The sequence below is a fragment of the Kitasatospora sp. NPDC087861 genome, from assembly GCF_044742585.1.
Lineage (GTDB): Bacteria > Actinomycetota > Actinomycetes > Streptomycetales > Streptomycetaceae > Kitasatospora.
In genome coordinates this window covers 132657-157062 of sequence record NZ_JBIUUS010000003.1, presented here as the reverse complement: position 1 = coordinate 157062, position 24406 = coordinate 132657, and the positions used below count along the sequence as shown (strand labels likewise).

Annotated in this window: 24 protein-coding genes; 23 read left to right on the top strand and 1 reads right to left on the bottom strand. The window is 71.2% G+C overall.

Going from position 1 to position 24406, the window contains the following annotated elements:
* Positions 1–265 precede the first annotated feature (265 nt).
* From thrB to ACIOJE_RS05655, 21 genes are all read left to right on the top strand, one after another.
* The gene (gene thrB, locus ACIOJE_RS05755) at positions 266–1204 is read left to right on the top strand and encodes a homoserine kinase (protein ID WP_280676055.1); all 939 of its coding nucleotides are present in this window, start codon (positions 266–268) and stop codon (positions 1202–1204) included.
* Positions 1205–1796: 592 nt separating this feature from the next.
* On the top strand, positions 1797–3908 hold the full coding sequence (gene rho, locus ACIOJE_RS05750) for a transcription termination factor Rho (protein WP_280676053.1): 2112 nt from the start codon (positions 1797–1799) through the stop codon (positions 3906–3908).
* A gap of 139 nt (positions 3909–4047) precedes the next feature.
* The gene (locus tag ACIOJE_RS05745) at positions 4048–5160 is read left to right on the top strand and encodes an LCP family protein (RefSeq protein ID WP_400773575.1); all 1113 of its coding nucleotides are present in this window, start codon (positions 4048–4050) and stop codon (positions 5158–5160) included.
* Between the two features lie 138 nt (positions 5161–5298).
* Positions 5299–5520, top strand: a complete 222-nt coding sequence (gene rpmE, locus ACIOJE_RS05740) for a 50S ribosomal protein L31 (protein WP_030057539.1) — start codon at positions 5299–5301, stop codon at positions 5518–5520.
* A 153-nt stretch (positions 5521–5673) separates the two neighbouring features.
* Positions 5674–6750: a peptide chain release factor 1 gene (prfA, locus tag ACIOJE_RS05735; protein WP_280676045.1), complete on the top strand. Its 1077-nt coding sequence runs from the start codon at positions 5674–5676 to the stop codon at positions 6748–6750.
* Between the two features lie 63 nt (positions 6751–6813).
* Complete coding sequence (gene prmC / locus ACIOJE_RS05730) at positions 6814–7680, top strand: peptide chain release factor N(5)-glutamine methyltransferase (RefSeq protein WP_280676043.1); 867 nt, start codon at positions 6814–6816, stop codon at positions 7678–7680.
* A gap of 93 nt (positions 7681–7773) precedes the next feature.
* On the top strand, positions 7774–8421 hold the full coding sequence (locus ACIOJE_RS05725) for an L-threonylcarbamoyladenylate synthase (protein WP_280676041.1): 648 nt from the start codon (positions 7774–7776) through the stop codon (positions 8419–8421).
* A 32-nt stretch (positions 8422–8453) separates the two neighbouring features.
* Positions 8454–9095, top strand: coding sequence for a protein-tyrosine-phosphatase (locus tag ACIOJE_RS05720; RefSeq protein ID WP_280676600.1), 642 nt, complete (start codon positions 8454–8456; stop codon positions 9093–9095).
* Positions 9096–9291: 196 nt separating this feature from the next.
* On the top strand, positions 9292–10590 hold the full coding sequence (gene glyA, locus ACIOJE_RS05715; RefSeq protein ID WP_280676039.1) for a serine hydroxymethyltransferase: 1299 nt from the start codon (positions 9292–9294) through the stop codon (positions 10588–10590).
* 173 nt (positions 10591–10763) lie between these two features.
* Complete coding sequence (locus ACIOJE_RS05710) at positions 10764–12044, top strand: MraY family glycosyltransferase (RefSeq protein ID WP_280676037.1); 1281 nt, start codon at positions 10764–10766, stop codon at positions 12042–12044.
* 301 nt (positions 12045–12345) lie between these two features.
* Complete coding sequence (locus ACIOJE_RS05705) at positions 12346–12789, top strand: hypothetical protein (protein WP_280676035.1); 444 nt, start codon at positions 12346–12348, stop codon at positions 12787–12789.
* 285 nt (positions 12790–13074) lie between these two features.
* Positions 13075–13890: a F0F1 ATP synthase subunit A gene (atpB, locus tag ACIOJE_RS05700; protein ID WP_280676033.1), complete on the top strand. Its 816-nt coding sequence runs from the start codon at positions 13075–13077 to the stop codon at positions 13888–13890.
* Positions 13891–13980: 90 nt separating this feature from the next.
* Positions 13981–14223, top strand: coding sequence for an ATP synthase F0 subunit C (gene atpE / locus ACIOJE_RS05695; protein WP_030302757.1), 243 nt, complete (start codon positions 13981–13983; stop codon positions 14221–14223).
* A 34-nt stretch (positions 14224–14257) separates the two neighbouring features.
* Complete coding sequence (locus ACIOJE_RS05690) at positions 14258–14818, top strand: F0F1 ATP synthase subunit B (RefSeq protein WP_280676029.1); 561 nt, start codon at positions 14258–14260, stop codon at positions 14816–14818.
* Positions 14815–15630, top strand: coding sequence for a F0F1 ATP synthase subunit delta (locus ACIOJE_RS05685; protein ID WP_280676028.1), 816 nt, complete (start codon positions 14815–14817; stop codon positions 15628–15630). Before ACIOJE_RS05690 ends, ACIOJE_RS05685 begins: the two co-directional genes overlap by 4 nt.
* A 156-nt stretch (positions 15631–15786) precedes the next feature.
* Complete coding sequence (gene atpA / locus ACIOJE_RS05680; protein ID WP_280676026.1) at positions 15787–17361, top strand: F0F1 ATP synthase subunit alpha; 1575 nt, start codon at positions 15787–15789, stop codon at positions 17359–17361.
* Between the two features lie 32 nt (positions 17362–17393).
* Positions 17394–18308, top strand: a complete 915-nt coding sequence (locus ACIOJE_RS05675) for a F0F1 ATP synthase subunit gamma (RefSeq protein WP_280676024.1) — start codon at positions 17394–17396, stop codon at positions 18306–18308.
* Between the two features lie 2 nt (positions 18309–18310).
* A complete protein-coding gene (atpD, locus tag ACIOJE_RS05670) occupies positions 18311–19756 on the top strand; it encodes a F0F1 ATP synthase subunit beta (RefSeq protein ID WP_280676022.1) in 1446 nt (481 codons plus the stop codon).
* Positions 19757–19940: 184 nt separating this feature from the next.
* Entirely contained in the window at positions 19941–20324 is a 384-nt protein-coding gene (locus ACIOJE_RS05665) for a F0F1 ATP synthase subunit epsilon (RefSeq protein WP_280676020.1), read from the top strand.
* Between the two features lie 148 nt (positions 20325–20472).
* The gene (locus ACIOJE_RS05660) at positions 20473–20973 is read left to right on the top strand and encodes a DUF2550 domain-containing protein (protein ID WP_400773568.1); all 501 of its coding nucleotides are present in this window, start codon (positions 20473–20475) and stop codon (positions 20971–20973) included.
* Positions 20974–21101: 128 nt separating this feature from the next.
* On the top strand, positions 21102–21674 hold the full coding sequence (locus tag ACIOJE_RS05655; RefSeq protein ID WP_280676017.1) for a cob(I)yrinic acid a,c-diamide adenosyltransferase: 573 nt from the start codon (positions 21102–21104) through the stop codon (positions 21672–21674).
* Between the two features lie 58 nt (positions 21675–21732).
* Here the strand turns inward: ACIOJE_RS05655 and ACIOJE_RS05650 are convergent, their stop codons facing one another.
* Positions 21733–22335, bottom strand: coding sequence for a hypothetical protein (locus ACIOJE_RS05650; protein ID WP_400773565.1), 603 nt, complete (start codon positions 22333–22335; stop codon positions 21733–21735).
* Positions 22336–22492: 157 nt separating this feature from the next.
* Between ACIOJE_RS05650 and ACIOJE_RS05645 the strand changes: the two genes are divergently transcribed.
* Both ACIOJE_RS05645 and ACIOJE_RS05640 read left to right on the top strand, forming a co-directional pair.
* On the top strand, positions 22493–23695 hold the full coding sequence (locus ACIOJE_RS05645) for a sensor histidine kinase (protein WP_280676013.1): 1203 nt from the start codon (positions 22493–22495) through the stop codon (positions 23693–23695).
* Positions 23692–24342: a response regulator transcription factor gene (locus tag ACIOJE_RS05640; protein WP_280676011.1), complete on the top strand. Its 651-nt coding sequence runs from the start codon at positions 23692–23694 to the stop codon at positions 24340–24342. The genes ACIOJE_RS05645 and ACIOJE_RS05640 overlap by 4 nt, the downstream gene beginning before the upstream one ends.
* Positions 24343–24406 lie beyond the last annotated feature (64 nt).

Sequence of the window (24406 nt, the reverse complement as noted above, 5' to 3'; positions counted from 1 at the left end):
CGGCGCGCATTCCGATCCGATTCCGGTACGCATTCCGGCCAGAAGCGGCAACACACCAGATCGAAGGACCACGGGGTGTACCACTGGGGAACCTCTCTTCGATACTCTGGGTTCGGCCGTGTGGCACATGCCCCGGGCCCGGTCTTCTCCAGACCGCGCCGACGACTGTGACCGCCCGCCCCGGAGGGGGCCCGCGGCCCCCTCCCCGCCCTTCGCACCGACGACGCGCTCCGCGCCGCCCGATTTCCCCAGGAGAGTCCACCGCATGGCCGGTCCCGCGTTCCGTGCCGCCGCCGTCCGGGTCCGGGTTCCCGCGACCAGTGCCAATCTCGGCCCAGGCTTCGACGCCTTCGGACTCGCGCTGGGTCTGTACGACGACGTGGTCGTCCGGGTCGCCGACTCCGGCCTCTCCGTCGACATCGCCGGCGAGGGTGCCGACACGCTGCCCCGCGACGAACGCCACCTGCTGGTCCGCTCGATGCGCGCCGCCTTCGACCGCCTCGGCGGCCAGCCGCGCGGCCTCGAAGTGGTCTGCGCCAACCGGATACCGCACGGCCGCGGCCTGGGCTCGTCCTCGGCCGCCATCTGCGCCGGCATCGTGGCCGCCCGCGCCGTCACCATCGGCGGCCCGTCCGCGCTGGACGACGACGCGTTGCTGGCCCTCGCCTCCGAGTTGGAGGGCCACCCCGACAACGTCGCGGCCTGCCTGCGCGGCAACTTCACCATCGCCTGGACCGACGAGGAGTCGGCCAAGGCGGTCACCCTGGAGCCCTCCGACCAGGTCGTCCCGGTGGTGTTCGTCCCCGCCGACGAGGTGCTCACCGAGACCGCCCGCGGCCTGCTGCCGAAGACCGTCCCGCTGACCGACGCCGCCGTCAACGCGGGCCGCGCCGCGCTGCTGGTCGAGGCGCTGACCCGGCGGCCCGAGCTGCTGCTCGCCGCCACCGAGGACCGCCTGCACCAGGACTACCGCTCCTCCGCCATGCCGGACAGCGCCGCGCTGGTGGGCGCGCTGCGCGCGGAGGGCGTCCCCGCGGTGATCTCGGGGGCCGGTCCGACCGTCCTCGCGCTCACCGACGAGGCGGGCGCCGACAAGGTGCTCTCCTTCGCCGGGCACCACGGCCACGGCGGCGACCCGGCGTTCGCCGCACACCGCCTGGAGCTCGACCGGATCGGGGCCACCGTGCTCCCGCTGGACGTCTGAGCGGCCCGTTCGGGCCGCTCGTCGGGCCCGGCTCGGCCCCGTGCCGAGCCGGGCCGTCCGGACACGATTGGCAAGCACAAGGCTGGGGAATGTCTGAGGGGGTCGGTAGTGTTAACCTCATTGCTGCACCAGGTGCCCTCCGGGGCTCGGTGCGCCGCGTCCCGATCCCAGCACTCCACTGCCGTGGAGTCGCGGCGATGTACGGGGCGACGATTCTCCGGGAGCCCACCGCAGCGCGTACGCAGCCTGCCTGCGCGACACGCGGCCGCATCCCGAAGCCGTGACGGCACCTGACTCCCACCCGCGGCCTCCCACCTTGAGGCCAGGACGGGCTGAGCGCGGGCCACCGTCACGCGACGGGGGCCCGGGATTCGCAGGCAGCGTGGGGGTACGCCCGGTCGGCACACGACCGGCCCGCCGCGCCATTCAGCACCACCGTGCTTCATGCACCGCACCTCGCAGCTCTCCCTCGACCGGCTTCCGCCTTTCGAGGGATCACCGCCTCGGACCGACGCAGTCGAGCGTCGGTCAGGACAGCACAACCGGTCGCCGAGCCAGACAGGCCGACGTCCGCTCCAGGGAAGGACCCTTAGTGAGCGACTCCACCGATCTGATGGGCGCGCGCCCGGACGCCGAGGCGTCGGACGCAGCCGCCGCCCCCGCGGCCCCGGCGCGGCGCCGCCGTACCGCCGCCGCGGGCCTGGACGGCATGGTCCTGGCCGAGCTGCAGAAGCTCGCCGCGGACCTGGGCATCACCGGTACCGGACGCATGCGCAAGAGCCAGCTGATCGAGACCATCAAGGAGAAGAGCGGCGGCGACCCGCTGCTCGCCGCCGGTGGTGCCCCGGCTGCCGCCAAGCGCACCGCCGCCAAGGCGGACGCCGAGGCCCCGGCCGAGAAGCCCGCCCGCCGCACCAAGGCCGCCGCCGCCAAGGCCGCCGCCGAGGCCCCGGCCGCCGCCGAGTCGCAGGCCCAGATCGAGATCCCGGTCCAGGCCGCCGCCGAGACCGCCGCGCCGGCCCGCGCCGAGCGCACCCGCCGCCGGGCCACCTCCGCCGCCGGCGCCCCGGTCGCCGAGGTCGAGGCCGAGGCCGGCGTGGTCGTGGCCGAGCCCAAGCAGGCCGAGACCCGCCAGGCCGAGACCCGCGGCTTCGAGGGCCGCGAGGAGGGTCGTCCCGAGACCCGCCGCGACCGCCGGGACCGCCGGGACCGCCGCGACGGCGGCGAGCGCACCGAGCGCACCGAGCGCCAGGACGGCGGCGAGGCCCAGGCCGGTCAGGACGGCGACTCGCGCGAGTCGCGCCGCGACCGCCGCAACCGCCGTGAGCGCACCGACCGCCAGCCCCAGCAGGGCGGCGGCCAGCAGCAGGGCGGCCAGGGCGACGGCCAGCAGGGCCGCCAGGGCGGCCAGCAGACCCAGCAGCCGCAGGCCCAGCAGGGCGGCTACGACGACGACGAGTTCGGCGACGGTCGCCGGGGCCGCCGCGGCCGCTACCGCGACCGTCGGGGCCGCGGCAGCCGCCGCGAGGGCTTCGAGGTCGGCCCCGCCGAGCCGCAGGTCGGCGACGACGACGTCCTGATCCCGGTCGCGGGCATCCTCGACATCCTCGACAACTACGCGTTCGTGCGTACCTCCGGCTACCTGCCGGGCCAGAACGACGTGTACGTCTCGCTCGCCCAGGTCCGCAAGAACGGCCTGCGCAAGGGCGACGCCATCACCGGCGCGGTGCGCCAGCCCCGCGAGGGCGAGCGCCGCGAGAAGTTCAACGCGATGGTGCGGCTGGACTCCGTCAACGGCATGGACCCGGAGAGCGGCCGCGGCCGCCCCGAGTTCAACAAGCTGACCCCGCTCTACCCGCAGGACCGGCTGCGCCTGGAGACCGACCCGGGCGTGCTGACCACCCGGATCATCGACCTGGTGTCGCCGATCGGCAAGGGCCAGCGCGGTCTGATCGTCGCGCCGCCGAAGACCGGTAAGACGATGGTGCTGCAGGCGGTCGCCAACGCGATCACCCACAACAACCCCGAGTGCCACCTGATGGTCGTCCTGGTCGACGAGCGTCCGGAGGAGGTCACCGACATGCAGCGGTCGGTGAAGGGCGAGGTCATCTCCTCGACCTTCGACCGCCCGGCCGAGGACCACACCACCGTCGCCGAGCTGGCCATCGAGCGCGCCAAGCGCCTGGTGGAGCTGGGCCACGACGTGGTCATCCTGCTGGACTCGATCACCCGCCTCGGCCGCGCCTACAACCTGGCGGCGCCGGCCTCCGGCCGCATCCTGTCCGGTGGTGTCGACTCGACCGCGCTGTACCCGCCGAAGAAGTTCTTCGGTGCCGCGCGCAACATCGAGAACGGCGGCTCGCTGACCATCCTGGCCACCGCGCTGGTCGAGACCGGCTCGCGCATGGACGAGGTGATCTTCGAGGAGTTCAAGGGCACCGGCAACATGGAGCTCAAGCTCGACCGGAAGCTCTCGGACAAGCGCATCTTCCCGGCCGTCGACGTGGACGCCTCCAGCACCCGCAAGGAGGAGATCCTGCTCGGCAGCGAGGAGTTGGCCATCGTCTGGAAGCTGCGCCGGGTGCTGCACGCGCTCGACTCGCAGCAGGCCATCGAGCTGCTCCTGGACAAGATGAAGCAGACCAAGAGCAACGCCGAGTTCCTGATGCAGATCGCCAAGACCACCCCCGGCTCCGGCGACTGACCGTAGCCGGACGGCTGTCGGACACGGAACCCCGGATCGCGCGAGCGGTCCGGGGTTCCGTGCGTCCACTCCGGCTTTGTTCCAGAGTCGGGACATCTGGGGTCCTTTGGATCATCTTGTCCGATTTACTCTGGACCGTATGGCCGAGCACAAGAGGGTCCTGACCCGCCGCCGCAAGATCCTGCGGGTGGCTGCCTGCGCGTTCGCCGCACTCGTCGTCCTCGGCGCCGGAGCGGCCGGGTACGCGTACGTCAAGCTCAACGGGAACATCAAGAGCGTCGACATCAACACCCGCCTCGGCGACGCCCGGCCCCCGGCCGCCACCAACGGCTCGTTCAACATCCTGGTGCTGGGCTCCGACTCGCGGAACGGCGAGAACGGCGACCTGGCCGGCGGCGACACCGGCGACACCGCCCGCTCGGACACCGCGATGGTGGTGCACGTCAACCAGGACCACTCGCACGCCGAGGTCGTCTCGATCCCGCGCGACACCCTGGTCACCCGGCCCGACTGCACCGACGCGGGCGGCAGGGCGGTGCCCGGCGCCAAGCACGCGATGTACAACAGCGCCTTCGAGAGCGGCGGCGCGGCCTGCGCGGTCAAGACCACCGAGCAGCTCACCGGGCTGCGGATGGACCACTACGTGCAGATCGACTTCGCCGGGTTCGCCCGGGTCGTGGACTCCATAGGCGGGGCCACCGTGAGCACCACGGTGGCCATCCACGACAAGGACAGCGGTCTCGACCTGGCAGCGGGCGAGCACCACCTCGACGGGCAGCAGGCGCTGGCCTTCGTCCGCACCCGGCACGGCGTCGGCGACGGCAGCGACCTCGGCCGGATCGAGCTCCAGAAGCAGATGGTGAAGTCGCTGCTCCAGCAGGCCGGCGGGATCGGGCTGTTCTCCAACCCGGTCAAGCTCTGGTCGATCGGCGACACCATGACCCGCAGCATCACCACCGACTCCGCGCTGGGCTCGGTGAACTCCCTGGTGGGGCTCGTCCAGGAGCTCAAGGGGATAGGGCCGGACCAGCTCGGCATGGTGACCCTGCCGGTGGTGACCGCGCCCAGTGACCCCAACCGGGTGGTCGAGCAGCAGCCGCAGGCCGGGCAGGTCTGGGCGGCGCTCAAGGCCGACCAGCCGGTCCCGCAGTCCGTCGTCTCGGCGCAGCCGGAGAACCCCGCCACGGCCGCCCCCACGGCCGCCCCCACGGCCGCTGCGACGGCCCCGGCGAAGGTCCCCGCCAGGCGCTGAGCGGCGCCCGGAATATCCCGGAACACGACCCGGTTTGGGAAGATGCGGCCGGTCCTGGCAGACTGGTCCGTCGGTCCCGGTTCACGTGCGGCGCTCCAGCCGCCGACCCGGTGCCCTCCCGAAAACTAGGAGAACCCCTTGAAGCCCAACGTTCACCCCGAGTACGTGGTCACCCGTGTGACCTGCACCTGCGGTGCCGAGTTCACCACCCGCTCGACCGAGACCAGCGGCGAGATCCGCGCCGAGGTCTGCTCGCAGTGCCACCCGTTCTACACCGGCAAGCAGAAGATCCTCGACACCGGTGGCCGCGTGGCCCGCTTCGAGGCCCGCTTCGGCAAGCAGCACAGCGCGAAGGCCTAGCGCTCCCTCGGCGCCGGTTCCCGGTGCCCCCGTACTCGTTCCGGGGGCGCTGGGGGCCGGCGCCGTTCGCGTCCCCCGGCGTTCGCGCGCCACACCGCCGGTCGGTACGACCGACCGGTTCTCAACGGTTCTCACGGGAAGAAGGCCCACTCCATGTTCGAGGCAGTCGAAGAGCTCCTCGTCGAGCACGCCGACCTCGAGAAGAGGCTGGCCGACCCGTCCGTCCACGCCGACCAGGCCAACGCCCGCAAGCTGGCCAAGCGGTACGCCGAGCTGACCCCGATCACCCGGGTCTACCGGCAGTGGCGACAGGCCGGCGAGGACATCGAGGCCGCGCGTGAACTCGCCGCCGAGGACCCGGAGTTCCTCGCCGAGGTGAAGGACGGCGAGCAGCGCCGCGAGGGGCTGACCGAGGAACTGCGGCTGCTGCTCGTGCCGCGCGACCCGAGCGACGAGAAGGACGTCATCCTGGAGATCAAGGCGGGTGAGGGCGGCGAGGAGTCCGCGCTGTTCGCCGGCGACCTGCTCCGGATGTACCTGCGCTTCGCCGAGCGGATCGGCTGGAAGACCGAGATCATCGACGCCAACGAGTCCGACCTCGGCGGCTACAAGGACGTCTCGGTGGCCGTGAAGACCAAGGGCAACGCCGAGCCCGGCCAGGGCGTCTGGGCCCGGCTGAAGTACGAGGGCGGCGTGCACCGCGTGCAGCGCGTCCCCGCCACCGAGTCCCAGGGCCGCATCCACACCTCCGCGGCGGGCGTGCTGGTCACCCCCGAGGCGGAGGAGGTCGAGGTCGAGATCCTCGCCAACGACCTGCGGATCGACGTCTACCGCTCCTCCGGCCCCGGCGGCCAGTCGGTCAACACCACCGACTCGGCGGTCCGGATCACCCACCTGCCGACCGGTATCGTGGCGTCCTGCCAGAACGAGAAGAGCCAGCTGCAGAACAAGGAGCAGGCGATGCGCATCCTGCGGTCGCGGCTGCTGGCCGCCGCGCAGGAGGAGGCCGAGCGCGAGGCCTCGGACGCGCGTCGCAGCCAGGTCCGTACGGTGGACCGCTCCGAGCGGATCCGGACGTACAACTACCCCGAGAACCGCATCTCGGACCACCGCACGGGGTTCAAGTCGTACAACCTGGACCAGGTCCTGGACGGCGAACTGAACGCGGTGATCCAGTCCTGCGTCGACGCGGACGCGGCGGCCAAGCTCGCCTCGGCCCAACAGAACTGAGACCGGCGCGCCCCAGCCCGAGCGACGGCGCGAGCCGGAGCGCAGAAACAAGAGGTCGTACGGATGAACCTGCTGCTCGCCGAGGTGGCCCAGGCCACCCAGCGGTTGGCCGCGGCCGGCGTGCCGTCGCCGCGCTTCGACGCGGAGGAACTCGCCGCCTACGTCCACAACGTCAAGCGCAGCCAGCTGCACACGGTGCAGGACGCCGACTTCGACGCCCGCTACTGGGAGGCCGTCTCCCGCCGCGAGGCGCGCGAGCCGCTCCAGCACATCACCGGGCGGGCGTTCTTCCGCTACCTCGAACTGGAGGTCGGCCCCGGGGTGTTCGTGCCCCGGCCGGAGACCGAGACGGTCGTCGAGTGGGCCATAGACGCCGTCCGCGACATGGACGTGGCCGAGCCGCTGGTCGTCGACCTGTGCTCCGGCTCCGGCGCCATCGCGCTCGCCCTGGCCCAGGAGCTGCCGCGCTCGACCGTGCACGCCTTCGAACTCGACGAGGGCGCGCTGCAGTACACCCGGCGCAACATCGAGGCCAGTCCCGACCGCGCCCGGGTCACCCTGCACGCCGGCGACGCCACCCGGGCCTTCGCCGACGACCGCTCCTGGGACGGCCGCTTCGACCTGGTGATCTCCAACCCGCCGTACATCCCGCTCACCGAGTGGGAGTACGTCGCACCGGAGGCCCGCGACCACGACCCGCAGATGTCGTTGTTCTCCGGTGAGGACGGCCTGGACACCATCCGCGGCATCGAGCGGGTGGCCGCCCGGCTGCTGCGCCCCGGGGGCGCGGTGGTGATCGAGCACGCCGACCAGCAGGGCGGGCAGGTCCCGTGGATCTTCAACGAGGAACGCGGCTGGACGGACACCGCCGACCACCGTGACCTCAACAACCGGCCGCGTTTCACCACCGCCCGCAGGGCGTCGTTGTGAACGGGCGAGCGCACGACCGCCGCTCGCCGGGCCGCACCGTGACGACCGTGCTGTGAACGCTGTGATGAGCCATTCCGGAAGGGGACCGCACCGATGAGCCGCCGCTACGACTGTGCCGACACCGGGGACCGTGCCACCGGCCTGCGTGAGGCCGCCTCGGCCATCCGCCGCGGCGAACTCGTCGTGCTGCCCACCGACACCCTGTACGGGGTCGGCGCGGACGCCTTCTCCCCGGAGGCCGTCGGGGACCTGCTGGCCGCCAAGGGCCGCGGCCGCAACATGCCCTCGCCCGTCCTGGTCGGCTCGCCGACCACCCTGCACGGCCTGGTCACCGACTTCTCCGAGCAGGCCTGGGAGCTGGTCGACGCGTTCTGGCCCGGCGGGCTCACCCTGGTCGCCAAGCACCAGCCCTCGCTGCGCTGGGACCTCGGCGAGACCCGCGGCACCGTCGCCGTCCGGATGCCGCTGCACCCGGTCGCCATCGAGCTGCTGAACGCCACCGGCCCGCTCGCCGTCTCCAGCGCCAACCGGACCGGCGGCCCGTCCCCGTCCACCTGCGACGAGGCGCAGGCGCAGCTCGGCGACGCCATCTCGGTCTACCTGGACGGCGGGCAGGCGGAGCACGCGACCGCCTCGTCCATCGTCGACGTCACGGGCAAGGTCCCGGTCCTGCTGCGGGCTGGCGCGATCAGCGTCGAGCAGCTGAGGGAGGTCGTCCCCGACCTGGAGGCCGGCAGTTGACGCCCACCGCCTCGCTCCATGCCGGGCCCGGCATAGCGCCGTACCTGAGCGTGGGCCCCAGGCCGCTGGACCACTTCCGGATCCTGTTCGTCTGCACCGGCAACATCTGCCGCTCGCCGATAGCCGAGCGGCTCACCCGGCGTGAGCTGGACACCCGGCTCAGCCCCCGGGTCGCCGGACGGATCCTGGTGGAGAGCGCCGGCACCTGGGGCCACGTGGGCGCGCCGATGGAGGACCACGCGGCGACCGTGCTGAACGAGTACGGCGCCGACAGCGGGGGCTTCACCGGCCGTGAGCTGCTGGACGAGCACGTGGTCGAGGCCGACCTGGTGCTCACCGCGACCCTGGACCACCGCGCCCAGGTCATCTCGATGGGCCACGAGGCGGGCCTGCGCACCTTCACGCTGAAGGAGTTCACCCGCCTGGTGCGGACGATCGACCCGGGCACCCTGCCCGACCCGCGCCGCGGCGCCGACGTCACCGAGCGTGCCCGCGCCCTGGTCCGGGCGGCCGCCGCGCTGCGCGGCTGGCTGCTCGCCGCCACCCCGGAGTCCGACGAGCTGGACGACCCGTACGGAGCGCCGATCGGCATGTTCCGCAACTGCGGCGAGGAGATATTCCACGCGGTCGACCCGGTGGTCACCGCGCTCACCGGCGTGCCCGCGCTGCGCTGACCGCTCGCGCTGCGCTGATCCGCCCGCGGCGTGAGCGCGCCGCCGGTCGCCCGCCGCCCCGCCGCCCCGGCCGACGAGCGCCGAATGGCCCCGCGTCGGCGAGCCACCCGCCCCGGCCGGTCCTACGCTGGAGGAACCGACCCCTTCCCGGCCCCCCACGCCGGGAGGCGCCCCCACGCCGCCCCGGAGCCCCGCCATGACCGTCATCGACGTCCCGACCGTCCCGACCGTCCCGACCGGCCCGCCCGCGACCAGGGGGCGCCCGTGGGCCTCCGAGGCGCTGTACCGGGCGGATCCGCAGGTGGCCGACCTGCTGGCGGCCGAGGCCGAGCGGCGGGCCGAGACGATCCAGCTGCTGGCGGGGGAGAACCTGACCTCCCCGGCCGTCCTGGCGGCGCTGTCCGGCCCGCTGATCGACAAGTACGCCGAGGGCTACCCGGGCCATCGGCACCACACCGGCTGCGCCCTCGCGGACGCCGCCGAGCTGCTGGCGATCGACCGGGCCCGCGAGCTGTTCTCCGCCCCGCACGCCAACGTCCAGCCCCGGTCGGCGACTTCGGCGATGCTGGCGGTGTACGCGGCGCTGCTGCGGCCCGGTGACGGGGTGCTGGCGATGTCGCTGGAGCACGGCGGCCACCTCAGCTGCGGGTCGCGGGCGAACTTCTCCGGCCGCTGGTTCGCCTTCACCGGCTACGGGGTGCGCGAGGGCGACGGTCTGATCGACCTGGACCAGGTGCGCGACCTGGCCCGCACGCACCGTCCGAAGGCGATCGTGGCGGGCTCGATCTCCCACCCCCGGCACCCGGACTGGGCCGCGTTCCGGGAGATCGCCGACGAGGTGGACGCCTATCTGATCGCCTCGATCGCGCAGACCACCGGCCTGGTCGCGGCCGGGGTGGCGCCCTCCCCGGTGCCCTACGCGGACGTCACCGTGGCGGCCACCCACAAGCTGCTGCGCGGTCCGCGCGGGGGCCTGCTGCTGTCCACCGCGGAGCTGGCCGAGCGGATCGACCGGGCGGTGTTCCCGTTCAGTCAGGGCGGGGCGGCGATGAACGAGGTGGCGGGCAAGGCGGTGGCGCTGGCCGAGGCCCGTACACCCGGCTACCGGGCCTACGCGCAGCGGACGGTGGCGGGGGCACGGGTGCTGGCGGCGGGGCTCGCGGAGGCCGGGATGCGCCCGTCGACCGGCGGTACCGACACCCACCTGGTGACGGCGGACGTGCGCCCGCTGGGCGTCACCGGCGTGGAGGCCGAGCGGCGCTGCGCGGCGGCCGGGCTGCTGCTCGGCAAGTGCGCACTGCCGTACGACCCGGCGCCGGCGGCCGAGGCCTCCGGGATCCGGCTGGGGACCGGCACGGTGACCAGCCAGGGGATGGGCGAGGCGGAACTGGCCGAGATCGCCGGGCTGATCGCGCAGGTGCTCGCCGGGGGTACGGGCGCGCGGGTGGGCGAGCGGGTCCGGGAGCTGGCCCTGGCCTTCGCCGACCGGCGGTGACGCACGCCCGGCCCCGGGTAACCGAATCTCCTACCCGGGAGAGCGAACCGCGATGCACGCCTCGGGCGTCCGACTCAATAAGGTGTGAGGCGTGGCGACGCACCTCGAACCCCGGGAAGGCAGGGGAGTACCTTCGGTACCTCCCCGTTGGACAGTGACGCAGGAGGCCGGTGGTGCGTGAGTATCTGCTGGTGCTGTTCTGCACCGCCGCCGTCACCTACCTGCTGACCGGCCCGGTCCGGAAGTTCGCCATCGCGGCCGGCGCCATGCCGCCGGTCCGCGCCCGGGACGTGCACCGCGAACCGACGCCCCGGCTCGGCGGGATCGCCATGTTCGGCGGGCTGTGCGCGGGCATCCTGGTCGCCTCGCAGCTGGACAACCTGAGCAAGGTGTTCTCCCAGGGCACCGACATCCGCGCGCTGCTGTCCGGCGCCGGGATCATGTGGCTGCTCGGGGTGCTCGACGACAAGTGGGGCGTGGACGCGCTGGTGAAGCTCGGCGGCCAGATGATCGCCGCCGGTGTGATGGTCTGGCAGGGCGTCACGGTGATCACCCTCCCGGTGCCCGGTGTCGGCGCGGTCGCGGTGAGCCCCACCCAGGGCATGGTCATCTCGGTCACCCTGGTCGTCGTCATGGTCAACGCGGTGAACTTCATCGACGGCCTGGACGGCCTGGCGGGCGGCATGGTCTGCATCGCCGCGATGGCGTTCTTCCTGTACAGCTACCGGCTCTGGTACGGCTACACGATCACCGACGCGGCGCCCGCGGTGCTGTTCAGCGTGCTGCTGATCGGGATGTGCCTGGGCTTCCTGGCGCACAACATGCACCCCGCGCGGATCTTCATGGGCGACTCCGGCTCGATGATGCTGGGCCTGATGCTCGCCGTCGCCGCGATCTCCATCACCGGCCGCGTCGACCCGGACCTGATCACCAGCGAGACCGGTTCGCAGACCGCGACCGTGCACGCCCTGGTGCCGATCTACATCCCGCTGCTGCTGCCGCTGACGGTCATCGCGCTGCCGCTGGCGGACCTGCTGCTCGCGGTGGTGCGCCGCACCTGGGCCGGCCAGTCGCCGTTCGCCGCGGACAAGCGCCACCTGCACCACCGGCTGCTCCAGGTCGGGCACTCGCACAGCCGGGCCGTGCTGATCATGTACTTCTGGGCCGCGCTGATCGCCTTCGGCACGGTGGCCTTCTCGGTGACCAACACCGGCCGCACGGTGGTGCTGACGCTCGCCGGGCTCTGCCTGGTCGGCCTGGTGGTGCTGCTGACGCCGCGGTTCCGGCCGCGCGCGCCGAGGGCGGTGCAGTCCTTCGTCCCGCCGCGCTACCGCAGGCAGCAGTCCGCGCCGATGGCTGAACTGTCGGCGAAGGACAAGGAACTTCTCGGTGAAGCCGGTCGGGGGTCCTCGGCGCTCGGCGACCACCACGGTCGATCCACCGGCCGCCGGTAGCAAGGCAGTTGAGCTTGCGTCAAATGGCCTCACCCGTTCGGCTGTACCGTTGCGCCGTCGGTGTGACAGGTGCCACACATTCATGGTAAAGCTCTCATCAAATAGTTTGTGATACCGTTCACGAGTACCGAGAACACGCCGAAAGACCTGACAGGTGGAGGACTTCCGTCCCTGGTCGGTCTCCCTCGACGGGCCCGCCGCTCAAGCGGGCGGCCCGGGCGGCGGCCTCTCGGTTCGGTGTCACCCACCACCTTCTGTGCCCCGTCCCCCGCCACATCGACATGCCGCCGGAGCTGCCGACATGCCGTCCACCGACGCCCGGATCCTCCGAGGCGCCGCGATTCCCACTGCGGCCGCCGGGATTATCGCCATGGCGATCTCGTTCGCCGTCGCCGGCGGGAAGGGGCTGCTCGGCGCCCTCTTCGGCGCACTGCTGGTGATGGCCTTCTTCAGTTCCGGCCAGTTCGCGCTCGACCGCCTGACCAGGTCGAACCCGCAGATCATGATGGCCGCGGCGCTCCTGGTGTACACCACCCAGATCCTGCTGGTCGGCATCGTCCTGGCCGTCTTCAAGAACACCGAGCTCTTCAACCGGCAGGCCTTCGCCTTCACGCTGCTCGGCTGCGCGCTGATCTGGACGGGGTTCCAGGTGCGCGGCGCGCTGAAGGCCAAGACCTTCTACGTCGACCCCGACGCCTCGGAAAAGAAGGGTGACAAGCCTTCCGACTCGGGGCGTCAACAGTGACGAGGCCTGACTGTCCCCCCAACGAGGGGGGCGGTGTTTATGCCGCACTGACGGACTGCTATCGTCCGTCGCAACAACGGAGTACGGGAAGCGGCCAGGTCTGTCCGAACAGCGGACGGATCGCCCCCCGGATCCGCGCAGTCTTCGATGATCCCGCTGTGGTGCGGCGCACCGTCGCGCGGGATCGGCGAGAAACCCATCAAGTTCCAGTGCCGCTCCGTGGTCGCAGGCCACGCCGACACACCGAGGTTGCCGTAACCATGCGTCACGACGAAGGAGTCCGTGGTGAGTGCTGATCAGCTCACGTTCCTCGCCTCAGGCAGTTGCCACTTCGGGGACGCTGGCTGCGGCTTCCCGGCCCCGGGTCTGAACGAGTTCCAGTTCAAGCCGATCTTCTCGATCGGCAGCATCGAGTTCAACAAGCCGATGCTGCTGTCGATCATCGTCGCGCTGCTGGTCGTCGTCTTCTTCTGGGCCGCCTTCGCCAAGCCGCGCCTGGTCCCCGGCAAGCTGCAGCTGGTCGGCGAGATCGGCTACGACTTCGTCAAGCGCTCCATCGTGCTGGAGACGATCGGCAAGAAGGGCGAGAAGTACGTCCCGATGCTCGTCTCGATGTTCTTCTTCATCTGGTTGATGAACATCATGTCGATCATCCCGTTCGCACAGTTCCCCGTGACGGCGGCGATCGCGTTCCCGGCCGGCCTCGCGGCGGTCGTGTGGATCACCTACATGACGCTGACCTTCAAGAAGCACGGCTTCGTCGGCGGTCTCAAGAACCTCTGCTGGCCCTCGGGCATCCCCGGCTGGGTCATGTTCATCCTGGTGCCGATCGAGTTCTTCTCGAACATCTTCGTGCGCCCCTTCACGCTCGCGGTCCGAGCCTTCGCGAACATGTTCGCGGGCCACCTGCTGGTCGTGATGTTCTCCGTCGCCTCCTGGTACCTGCTCAGCCCGTCCCTGGGCGCGCTCTACGGCTCGGCCTCGTTCGTCGTCGCCGTCGGCCTGACCGCCTTCGAGCTGCTGGTCCAGTTCCTGCAGGCCTACATCTTCGTGATGCTCGCCAGCAGCTACATCGCCGGTGCCCTCGAAGAGGCGCACTGAGCCAGGGGGCCTCGGCCCTCCTGAACCACCCCCGGAACGCCCGGTGGCCAATCACCACCGGTACACCATCCCCGCAAAGGACACACTGCAATGAGCATGCTCGCTGAGGTCGGCGTCTACGGTTCCGTCGCTTCGATCGGTTACGGCCTCGCCGCGATCGGCCCCGGCATCGGTGTCGGTCTCATCTTCGGTAACGGCGTGCAGGCGATGGCCCGCCAGCCCGAGGCTGCCGGCCTGATCCGCTCCAACATGTTCATCGGCTTCGCGCTGACCGAGGCGCTCGCCCTCATCGGCATCGTCATGCCGTTCGTCTTCGGCCAGGGCCCCAAGTAATCCCCGCCGTAGACCCTTCGAGGAAGGTCCAGATATGAGCGTCGTGGCTCAGCTTGCGGAGACGGAGAAGATCATGAATCCTCTCCTGCCCGCGTGGCCCGAGATCATCATCGGCCTGCTCTGCTTCTTCATCGTCTTCGGCCTGCTCGGCAAGAAGCTCCTCCCCAGCATCGAGAAGGTGCTGTCGGAGCGCCGGGACGCCATCGAAGGCGGCATGGAGCGGGCCGAGGCCGCTCAGGCCGAGGCCCAGGCCCTGCTTGAGCAGTACCGCGCCGAGCTCGCCGAGGCGCGTCACGAGGCTGCCCGCATCGTCGAGCAGGCTCGCGAGCAGGGCGCCGCCCAGCTCGCCGAGATGCGCGAGGAGGGCCAGCGCCAGCGCGAGGCCATCGTCGCCGCCGGCCACGCCCAGATCGAGGCGGACAAGAAGCAGGCGACTGCCGCCCTGCGCCAGGACGTGGGTTCGCTGGCCTCCCAGCTGGCCTCCCGCATCGTGGGTGAGTCCCTGGAGGACCACGCGCGGCAGAGCGGCGTGATCGACCGCTTCCTGGACGAGCTGGAGGCCAAGGCCACCGTTGCTCAGGGTGCGGCCAAGTGATCGGCGCCAGCCGCGAGGCCCTCGCCGCCGGCCGGCAGAACCTGGAGAGCCTGACCGACTCCACCTCGGTGGACGCGGCCAAGCTCGCCGAGGAGCTCACCGCCGTCACGGCCCTGCTGGACCGTGAGGTGTCGCTGCGCCGAGTCCTGACCGACCCGTCCCGGTCCGGCCAGGACAAGGCCCAGCTGGTCTCCTCGCTGCTGACCGGTCAGGTCTCCGGCGAGACCGTGGACCTGGTGTCGGGCCTGGTCCGCTCCCGCTGGTCGGGCTCGCGCGACCTGGTGGACGGGATCGAGGAGCTCGCCGCGTACGCCGAGATCATCGTCGCGGACAAGGCCGGCGCCCTGGACGACGTCGAGGACGAGCTGTTCCGGTTCGGCCGGGTGGTGGGCGGCTCGCACGAGCTGCGCGCCGCGCTGACCGAGCCGAAGGCCGGCGCCGCCGCCAAGGCCGCGCTGATCGGCAAGCTGCTCGGCGGCCGCGCCCAGGCGGGCACCGTCCGGCTGGTCACGGCCATCGTCAACGCGCCGCGTGGCCGTAGCCTGGAGCAGGGCCTGGAGTCCTACTCGAAGCTCGCCGCCGCACGCCGCGGCCGCGTGGTGGCCCTGGTCACCACCGCGGTGCCGCTGTCGGACACCCAGAAGGAGCGCCTGTCCGGTGCTCTGGGCCGGATGTACGGCCGCCAGGTCCACCTGAACATCGACATCGACCCCGAGGTCGTCGGCGGTGTCCGGGTCGAGGTCGGCGACGAGATCATCGAGGGCACCGTGTCGAGCCGCCTCGAAGGCGCTCGCCAGTCGCTCGAAGGCTGAGCACCGAAGCAGCACATCCGACCCTCGGTCGGGAAACCGGCTCCCCATGGAGTCGGCACATCGGACGGCCGGTTCGGCAGACCCGGCCGAGAGTCGAATACTTGCGGCCCTCAATGGCGGGCCGAGGATCGCAAACTAGGAGAGCAGGGAAGCCTGATGGCGGAGCTTACGATCCGTCCGGAGGAGATCCGGGACGCGCTGGCCGACTTTGTCCAGTCGTACCAGCCGGACGCCGCTTCTGTGGAAGAGGTCGGCACGGTCACTGACGCGGCGGACGGCATCGCGCATGTCGAGGGCCTGCCCTCGGTCATGGCGAACGAGCTGCTGAAGTTCGAGGACGGCACGCTCGGCCTCGCGCTGAACCTCGACACCCGCGAGATCGGTGTCGTCATCCTCGGTGAGTTCGGTGGCATCGAAGAGGGCCAGACCGTGCGCCGCACCGGCGAGGTCCTCTCGGTTCCGGTCGGCGACGGCTACCTCGGCCGCGTCGTGGACCCGCTGGGCAACCCGATCGACGGTCTGGGCGACATCGCCTCCACCGGTCGTCGCGCCCTGGAGCTGCAGGCCCCGGGCGTCATGGCCCGCAAGTCGGTCAAGGAGCCGCTGCAGACCGGCATCAAGGCCATCGACGCGATGACCCCGATCGGCCGCGGCCAGCGCCAGCTGATCATCGGTGACCGCCAGACCGGCAAGACCGCGGTGGCCGTCGACACGATCATCAACCAGCGCGACAACTGGCGCTCGGGCGACCCGAAGAAGCAGGTCCGCTGCATCTACGTCGCCGTGGGCCAGAAGGGCTCCACCATCGCGTCCGTCCGCGGCGCCCTGGAGGAGGCCGGCGCGCTGGAGTACACCACCATCGTGGCTGCTCCCGCCTCCGACCCGGCCGGCTTCAAGTACCTCGCCCCGTACACCGGTTCGGCCATCGGCCAGGAGTGGATGTACGACGGCAAGCACGTCCTGATCATCTTCGACGACCTGTCGAAGCAGGCCGAGGCCTACCGCTCCGTCTCCCTGCTGCTGCGCCGCCCGCCGGGCCGCGAGGCCTACCCGGGTGACGTCTTCTACCTGCACTCCCGCCTGCTGGAGCGCTGCGCCAAGCTGAACGACGCCCTGGGCGGCGGCTCGATGACCGGTCTGCCGATCATCGAGACCAAGGCCAACGACGTCTCGGCGTACATCCCGACCAACGTCATCTCCATCACCGACGGCCAGTGCTTCCTGGAGTCCGACCTGTTCAACGCCGGCATCCGCCCGGCCGTGAACGTCGGTATCTCGGTCTCCCGCGTCGGTGGCTCCGCCCAGATCAAGGCCATGCGCTCGGTCGCCGGCCGCCTGCGTCTGGACCTCGCCCAGTACCGTGAGCTGGAGGCCTTCGCCGCCTTCGGTTCCGACCTGGACGCGGCCTCCAAGGCGCAGCTAGAGCGCGGTTCGCGGATGGTCGAGCTGCTGAAGCAGGGTCAGTACCAGCCGTTCCCGGTCGAGGAGCAGGTCGTCTCCATCTGGGCCGGCACCACCGGCAAGCTGGACGACGTTCCGGTGGCGGACATCCGCCGCTTCGAGCGCGAGTTCCTGGACCACGTGCGCCTGCAGCACAAGGACCTGCTGGCCGGCATCGTCGAGACCGGTCTGCTCGCCGACGGCACCGTCGACGCGCTGACCGCCGCGATCGACTCGTTCAAGCAGGGCTTCACCACCGCCGACGGCAAGCTCCTCGGCGAGCAGGCCTGAGTCCGGTAGCGAGGGAAAGGACGTAACGACCCATGGGAGCACAGCTTCGGGTCTACAAGCGCCGGATCCGCTCTGTCACCGCGACGAAGAAGATCACCAAGGCGATGGAGATGATCTCCGCGTCGCGCATCGTCAAGGCGCAGCGCGCGGTGGCCGCCTCCACCCCGTACGCCGATGAGCTCACCCGGGCGGTGACGGCGGTGGCCACCCGGTCCAACGCCAAGCACCCGCTCACCACCGAGAACCCGCAGGCCAAGACGGCCGCAGTCCTGCTGATCACGGCGGACCGCGGTCTGGCGGGCGGTTACTCGACCAACGCCATCAAGGCGGCGCTCACGCTCTCCGAGCGGCTCCGCGGCGAGGGCAAGGACGTGGTGACGTACATCGTCGGCCGCAAGGGCGTCTCGTACTACACCTTCCGCGACTTCAAGGTCGCGGAGTCGTGGACGGGATTCTCCGACAAGCCGACGTACGGTGACGCGAAGGCCGTCGCGGCCGACCTGATCGAGGCCTTCACGGCCGAGACCGGCGGCGTGGACGAACTGCACCTGATCTCGACGAAGTTCGAGTCGATGCTGACGCAGACCGCGGTCGAGGCCCGGCTGCTGCCGCTGAAGCTGGACGAGGTCCAGCTCAGCGACGAGCGGCCGGCCAAGGCCGAGATCTTCCCGCTGTACGACTTCGAGCCGTCGGCGGAGGGCGTCCTCGACGCGCTGCTGCCGCGGTACGTCGAGAGCCGGATCTACAACGCGCTGCTGCAGTCGGCCGCCTCCGAGCACGCCGCTCGTCGGCGCGCGATGAAGAGCGCGACGGACAATGCCGGCGAGCTCATCAAGTCGCTCACGCGGCTTGCCAACTCGGCCCGTCAGGCCGAGATCACCCAGGAAATCAGCGAGATCGTCGGCGGTGCCAACGCCCTCGCCGACGCTAGCCGCGGGAGCGAATGAGAATGACCACCACTGTTGAGCCGACCACGGCGACGGGCCGCGTCGCGCGGGTCATCGGCCCGGTCGTCGACGTGGAGTTCCCCGTCGACGCGATTCCGGACATGTTCAACGCCCTGCACGTCGAGGTGGACAACCCCGACGGCACGGGTCTGAAGACCCTGACCCTCGAGGTCGCCCAGCACCTCGGCGACGGCGTGGTCCGCGGCATCTCGATGCAGCCGACCGACGGCCTGGTCCGTGGCGCGCAGGTCACCGACACCGGCGCGGCCATCTCCGTGCCGGTCGGCCAGATCACCAAGGGCAAGGTCTTCAACGCCCTCGGCGACGTGCTGAACGTCGACCAGGCGGAGTTCGACAAGCAGGTCGAGGTCCGCTGGCCGATCCACCGCAAGGCCCCGGCCTTCAAGGACCTCGAGTCCAAGACCGAGATGTTCGAGACCGGCATCAAGGTCATCGACCTGCTCACCCCGTACGTCCAGGGTGGCAAGATCGGTCTGTTCGGTGGTGCCGGTGTCGGCAAGACCGTGCTGATCCAGGAGATGATCTACCGCGTCGCCGAGAACTTCGGTGGTGTGTCGGTGTTCGCCGGTGTCGGTGAGCGCACCCGTGAGGGCAACGACCTCATCGACGAGATGGTCGACTCGGGCGTTCTGGACAAGACCGCGCTGGTCTTCGGCCAGATGGACGAGCCGCCGGGCACCCGTCTGCGCGTCGCGCTCTCCGCGCTGACCATGGCGGAGTACTTCCGCGACGTCGAGAAGCAGGACGTGCTCCTCTTCATCGACAACATCTTCCGGTTCACCCAGGCCGGTTCCGAGGTGTCGACCCTGCTCGGCCGCATGCCCTCCGCGGTGGGCTACCAGCCGAACCTGGCCGACGAGATGGGCCTCCTGCAGGAGCGCATCACCTCGACCCGCGGTCACTCGATCACCTCGATGCAGGCGATCTACGTCCCCGCGGACGACCTGACCGACCCGGCGCCGGCCACCACCTTCGCCCACCTGGACGCGACCACCGTTCTGTCGCGCCCGATCTCGGAGAAGGGCATCTACCCGGCCGTCGACCCGCTGGACTCCACGTCCCGCATCCTCGACCCGCGGTACATCGCGCAGGGCCACTACGACACGGCCCTCCGCATCAAGGGGATCCTGCAGAAGTACAAGGACCTCCAGGACATCATCGCGATCCTCGGTATCGACGAGCTGTCGGAGGAGGACAAGGTCACGGTCCACCGTGCCCGTCGCATCGAGCGCTTCCTCTCGCAGAACACCTACGTGGCGAAGCAGTTCACCGGTGTCGAGGGTTCGACCGTGCCGCTGTCGGAGACCATCGAGGCCTTCAACGCGATCGCGGACGGCAAGTACGACTCCATCCCGGAGCAGGCCTTCTTCATGTGCGGTGGCATCGAGGACCTCGAGAAGAACGCCGCCGAGCTGGCGAAGAAGTAGTCGCGGCCGGTAGCAGCTGAGTGACCGTGAGGGGTGGCCCCCGAGCCTGGGGACCACCCCTCACGTCGCATCGGCTGTGATTCCGGTCAAATCCGTGCCGCCGGTTTCATGCCGGAGGCGCGCGGCCGTTATTCTTACCGAAACTCCCGAGTAATCGGGGGTTGCATGAGCCTAGGAGCCCACGTTGGCTGAGCTGCACGTCGAGCTGGTCGCAGCCGACCGCAAGGTGTGGTCCGGTGCGGCCACCATCGTCGTCGCCCGTACGGCCTCCGGCGACACCGGCATCATGCCGGGTCACACCCCGGTGCTGAGCGTGCTGGAGACCGGCCCGGTCACCATCCGCACGGTGGACGGCGGCACCGTGATCGCCGCGGTGCACGGCGGCTTCATCTCCTTCGCCGACAACAAGCTGTCTCTGCTCGCGGAGATCGCCGAGCTGGCGGACGAGATCGACGTCGCCCGTGCCGAGCGCGCGCTGGAGAAGGCGAAGTCGGACCTGGACGAGCACGCCGAGCGGCGTGCCGAGGTGCGCCTGTTCGCGGCGCGCGGCCTCAAGGCCCACGTCTGAGTACGCCGGACCCTGGTTTAGCGGGGTCGACCGACGGTCCCGGGGACGCGTGAGCGTGACCCCGGGACTGTCGTCGTAGTTGGTAGGTCAACGCGGTCGCTTGATACGACCGATACGGGGAACGCGGGTAGCGAGGAGGTAGGTGAGCATGGTCCTCGCGCTTGTGGTGTGTGCGGCGGTCGTGGCGCTGGGTGTGATCGGCCTGGTGGCGTTCGCGGTACGACGCCGCTTGATCCAGCGGGTCGGCGGCACGTTCGACTGCAGCTACCGGCTCAAAATGCCCGCCGACGCCTCGACGCAGCCCGACCTCGACGAGAACGGCAAACCCACCTCGGCCCCGGCCCCCCAGACCGACGGCAAGGGGTGGGTTTTTGGTATCGGCCGCTACAGCGGCGACTCGATCGAGTGGTTCCGGGTCTTCTCGTACGCCCCCCGCCCGCGCCGGGTGCTGCCCCGCCGGGAGATCGAGGTGCTCGGCCGGCGCTACCCGGAGGGCCAGGAGGAGCTGGCACTGCTCTCCGGCTCGGTGGTGCTGCGCTGCCTGCACAACGGGGAGCCGCTGGAGCTGGCGATGAGCGAGGACGCGCTCACCGGCTTCCTCGCCTGGCTGGAAGCGGCCCCGCCCGGGCAGCGGGTCAACGTCGCGTAGCGACGAGACCCTCGGGATGGGGGCACCCCCGGCCGGAGGCTGGGGGAGGGTCAACGTCGCGTAGCGACCAGATCCGCCGTCCGGGCAGAGGGTTAACGCCGCCTAACCTGCCCGGCTACGCTGGCCGCATGGTCAATCTGACGCGCATCTACACCCGTACCGGCGACGACGGCACCACCGCGCTCGGCGACATGAGCCGGACCACCAAGACCGACCCCCGGCTGGTGGCGTACGCCGACACTAACGAGGCGAACGCGGCGATCGGGGTGGCCATCGCCGCCGGATCGCTGCCCGAGGACGTCGTCACCGTGCTCGTCCGGATCCAGAACGACCTGTTCGACGTCGGCGCGGACCTGTCCACGCCGGTGGTGGAGGACCCGAAGTACCCGCCGCTGCGGGTGCTGCAGTCGTACGTCGACCGGCTGGAGGGGGACTGCGACCACTACCTGGCGCAGGTCGAGAAGCTGCGCAGCTTCATCCTGCCCGGCGGCATGCCCGGTGCGGCCTACCTGCACCTGGCCTGCACGGTGGTGCGGCGGGCCGAGCGGGCCACCTGGGCGGCGATCGCGGAGCACGGGGACACCGTCAACCCGCTGACCGCGAAGTACCTCAACCGGCTCTCCGACCTGCTGTTCATCCTGGCCCGGGCGGCCAACAAGGAGCGCGGCGACGTGCTCTGGGTGCCCGGCGAGAACCGCTAGGGCCGGCCCGGCAGGATCGGCCGGACAGGCCCTGGGGCCGCTGGAGCGGCTGGAACCGCTAGAGCCGCTTCTGTGCGGCGTCGGCGGTGGGCCGCTCGACGGTTCGGTCGCCCTCCGCGTGCGCGTCGGCCGGCGGCTGCTTGGGCCAGATCGAGTAGCAGCCGGCGACGATCACGTTGACCACCGCGGCGATGCCCAGCTTGAGGTACCACTGGAGGAAGGTGCCGTAGTGCGCGGCGCCCGCGGACAGCGGCACCAACAGGGTGATCAGGCTCAGCGTGATCGCCGCCGAGGCCACCGTGCGGCGGCAGATCTGCCACTCGTGCCGGGTGCGCTCGGGGCCGTACTTGGGCGAGGGCAGGGGCTTGGGGCCGCCGGCGAAGCGGTACGCGAAGTGCCGGTCGGCCCAGCGGACCAGCGAGGGGCCGTACCCGATCGAGAAGCCGGCGTAGCTCGCCGCGAGGGCGTGCGTCCAGCTCGCGGTGGCGCCGCCGCGCAGGTCGAGCACGGTGAGCACGTACAGGGTGAGGTCCACGACCGGCAGGCCGATCAGCAGCGCGGTGCTGGTGCGGCGCCGGCGCAGCAGGTAGCGGGCGGCGAGGCCGAGGCCGAGCAGGATCCAGAAGGAGATCTCGGCCGCGACGATGAGGGTGACGATCACGATGTGCTCCCGGACGGGTCGGCGGTGTCACCAGCCTCGCGCGGGCGCCCGCCGGTGTCGTCGTCGTCCGGTGCCGTCCCGGTCTGCATCTTTCGATGTAGCGGGCTCCTCCGCACACCGGAGCCGGGCGGTCCGCCGGGGATGGTGGGATGGGGGTGTGCCCCTCCCGTCCCTCACCCCGCGCCGGCAGGACCGGCTGATCGCCCTCTGCGGTCTGCTCGGCGGCGTGGTGCTGATCGTCTTCAAGGTGTACGACCGCGCCGGCCAGGTGCCGCTGTGGGCGGTGCTGCCGCCGATGCTGGTGATGTCGGCGCTGGAGCTGGTCCGGCGGACCAGACCGGTGCTGGCGGTGTCGGTCGGCGGGCTGGCCTTCGCGGCGAGCCTGTTCGCCGGCAGCCTGCTGGCGACGCTGATCATGTACACCGACCTGCTGTACGCGGCGGTGATCTACGGCAGCCGCCGGATGTCGCGGGTGCTGCACCTGACCGGCGGGTCCACCGTGCTGGTGCTCTCGACGCTCGCGGCGATCTACGGCGGCACGGCGGGCGCGCTGCTGGTGGCGGTGGTCGGTTCGATGATCTTCCTGGCCCCGGTGTGGACCGGCGACGTGGTGCGCAAGCACCGGCAGGAGGCGGAGGCCGAGCGGCTGCGGGCCGAACAGACCGCGCTGCTCTCGGAGATGGACCGGCGCGAGGCCGTCGGCGCCGAACGGGCCAGGATGGCGCGGGAGTTGCACGACGTGGTGGCCAACCACCTGTCGGCGATCGCGATCCACGCGACCGGTGCGCAGTCCGTCGCCCGGCGCCGTCGGCTGGCCGAGGACGACCCGCTGGTGGAGGTGCTGGCAGTGATCCGGGAGAACAGCGTCCAGGGTTTGGCCGAAATGCGTCGCATGATCGGACTGCTGCGCGACAGCGGCGGGGGAGAGGCCGACGAGTCGTACGCGGCGCCCGACCTCGCCGCCGTGGACGCCCTGCTGGCCAAGGCCAGGGCGGCCGGTCAGGACATCGGGCTGGACTTCGACCTGGCCGAGCACGGCGAGCGCGGGGACGTCCCGGTGCCGGTCGGCCTGGCCGCGTACCGGATCGTCCAGGAGTCGCTGACCAACGCGCTCAAGCACGCCGGGCCCGGACTCGTCCGGCTGCGGCTGGAGTTCGGGCCCGAGGAGCTGCGGATCGCCGTCGACAGCCCGTACCGCGGCGAGGCCGGCCGTGGACTGCCCGGCGCCCGGGCCGGGCTGGTGGGCATGGCGGAGCGGGCCGGGCTGCTCGGCGGCAGCTTCGAGGCGGGCCCGCGGGACGGGCACTGGAGCGTGCGCGCGGTGCTGCCGCGCGGGCGGGAGAGCGAGGGACGGGCATGACGATCCGGGTGCTGGTGGCCGAGGATCAGGCGGCGGTACGGGCGGCGCTGGTGATGATCCTGCGGGCCGAGCCGGACGTCGAGGTGGTCGGGCAGGCCGCCGACGGCGAGGAGGCCGTCCGGCTGGCGCTGGAGCTGCGGCCGGACGTGGTGCTGATGGACGTGCAGATGCCCCGGCTGGACGGCGTGTCGGCGACCCGGCAGGTGGTCGCCGCCGGGGCCGCCCAGGTGCTCGTGCTGACCACCTTCGACCTGGACGAGTACGTCTACGGCGCGCTGCGGGCCGGCGCGGCCGGGTTCCTGCTCAAGGACCTGGAGGCGGACACCCTGGTCGAAGGCATCCGGACGGTGGCGCGCGGGGACGGCATGCTGGCGCCCTCGGTGACCAGGCGGCTGATCGGCACCTTCGCCCGCCCGGAGCGGTCGGTCGGCCCCGAGGCCCGGGCGACGGTGGCCGAGCTGACCCCGCGCGAGCGGGAGGTGCTGGCCTGCCTCGGGGCGGGCCTGTCGAACGGTGAGATCGCGGCCCGGCTGGAGATGGCGGAGGCGACCACCAAGACGCACGTCAGCCGGATCCTGGCGAAGCTGCGGCTGCGCAGCCGGGTGCAGGCGGCGATCCTGGCGCAGGACCTGGGGCTGACCATCTGATTGTCCGATCAGCCGACCGGGGCCGGTCTGGGGCGGCTGACCAGGTCGGTTGCAGATCACACTC

What these genes read in the sequence shown, in the direction of transcription:
- thrB (WP_280676055.1), top strand. Translation starts at nt 266, where the DNA reads ATGGCCGGTCCCGCGTTCCGTGCCGCCGCCGTCCGGGTCCGGGTTCCC.
- ACIOJE_RS05745 (WP_400773575.1), top strand. Translation starts at nt 4,048, where the DNA reads ATGGCCGAGCACAAGAGGGTCCTGACCCGCCGCCGCAAGATCCTGCGG.
- prfA (WP_280676045.1), top strand. Translation starts at nt 5,674, where the DNA reads ATGTTCGAGGCAGTCGAAGAGCTCCTCGTCGAGCACGCCGACCTCGAG.
- prmC (WP_280676043.1), top strand. Translation starts at nt 6,814, where the DNA reads ATGAACCTGCTGCTCGCCGAGGTGGCCCAGGCCACCCAGCGGTTGGCC.
- ACIOJE_RS05725 (WP_280676041.1), top strand. Translation starts at nt 7,774, where the DNA reads ATGAGCCGCCGCTACGACTGTGCCGACACCGGGGACCGTGCCACCGGC.
- glyA (WP_280676039.1), top strand. Translation starts at nt 9,292, where the DNA reads ATGACCGTCATCGACGTCCCGACCGTCCCGACCGTCCCGACCGGCCCG.
- ACIOJE_RS05705 (WP_280676035.1), top strand. Translation starts at nt 12,346, where the DNA reads ATGCCGTCCACCGACGCCCGGATCCTCCGAGGCGCCGCGATTCCCACT.
- atpE (WP_030302757.1), top strand. Translation starts at nt 13,981, where the DNA reads ATGAGCATGCTCGCTGAGGTCGGCGTCTACGGTTCCGTCGCTTCGATC.
- ACIOJE_RS05690 (WP_280676029.1), top strand. Translation starts at nt 14,258, where the DNA reads ATGAGCGTCGTGGCTCAGCTTGCGGAGACGGAGAAGATCATGAATCCT.
- atpA (WP_280676026.1), top strand. Translation starts at nt 15,787, where the DNA reads ATGGCGGAGCTTACGATCCGTCCGGAGGAGATCCGGGACGCGCTGGCC.
- ACIOJE_RS05675 (WP_280676024.1), top strand. Translation starts at nt 17,394, where the DNA reads ATGGGAGCACAGCTTCGGGTCTACAAGCGCCGGATCCGCTCTGTCACC.
- atpD (WP_280676022.1), top strand. Translation starts at nt 18,311, where the DNA reads ATGACCACCACTGTTGAGCCGACCACGGCGACGGGCCGCGTCGCGCGG.
- ACIOJE_RS05660 (WP_400773568.1), top strand. Translation starts at nt 20,473, where the DNA reads ATGGTCCTCGCGCTTGTGGTGTGTGCGGCGGTCGTGGCGCTGGGTGTG.
- ACIOJE_RS05655 (WP_280676017.1), top strand. Translation starts at nt 21,102, where the DNA reads ATGGTCAATCTGACGCGCATCTACACCCGTACCGGCGACGACGGCACC.
- ACIOJE_RS05640 (WP_280676011.1), top strand. Translation starts at nt 23,692, where the DNA reads ATGACGATCCGGGTGCTGGTGGCCGAGGATCAGGCGGCGGTACGGGCG.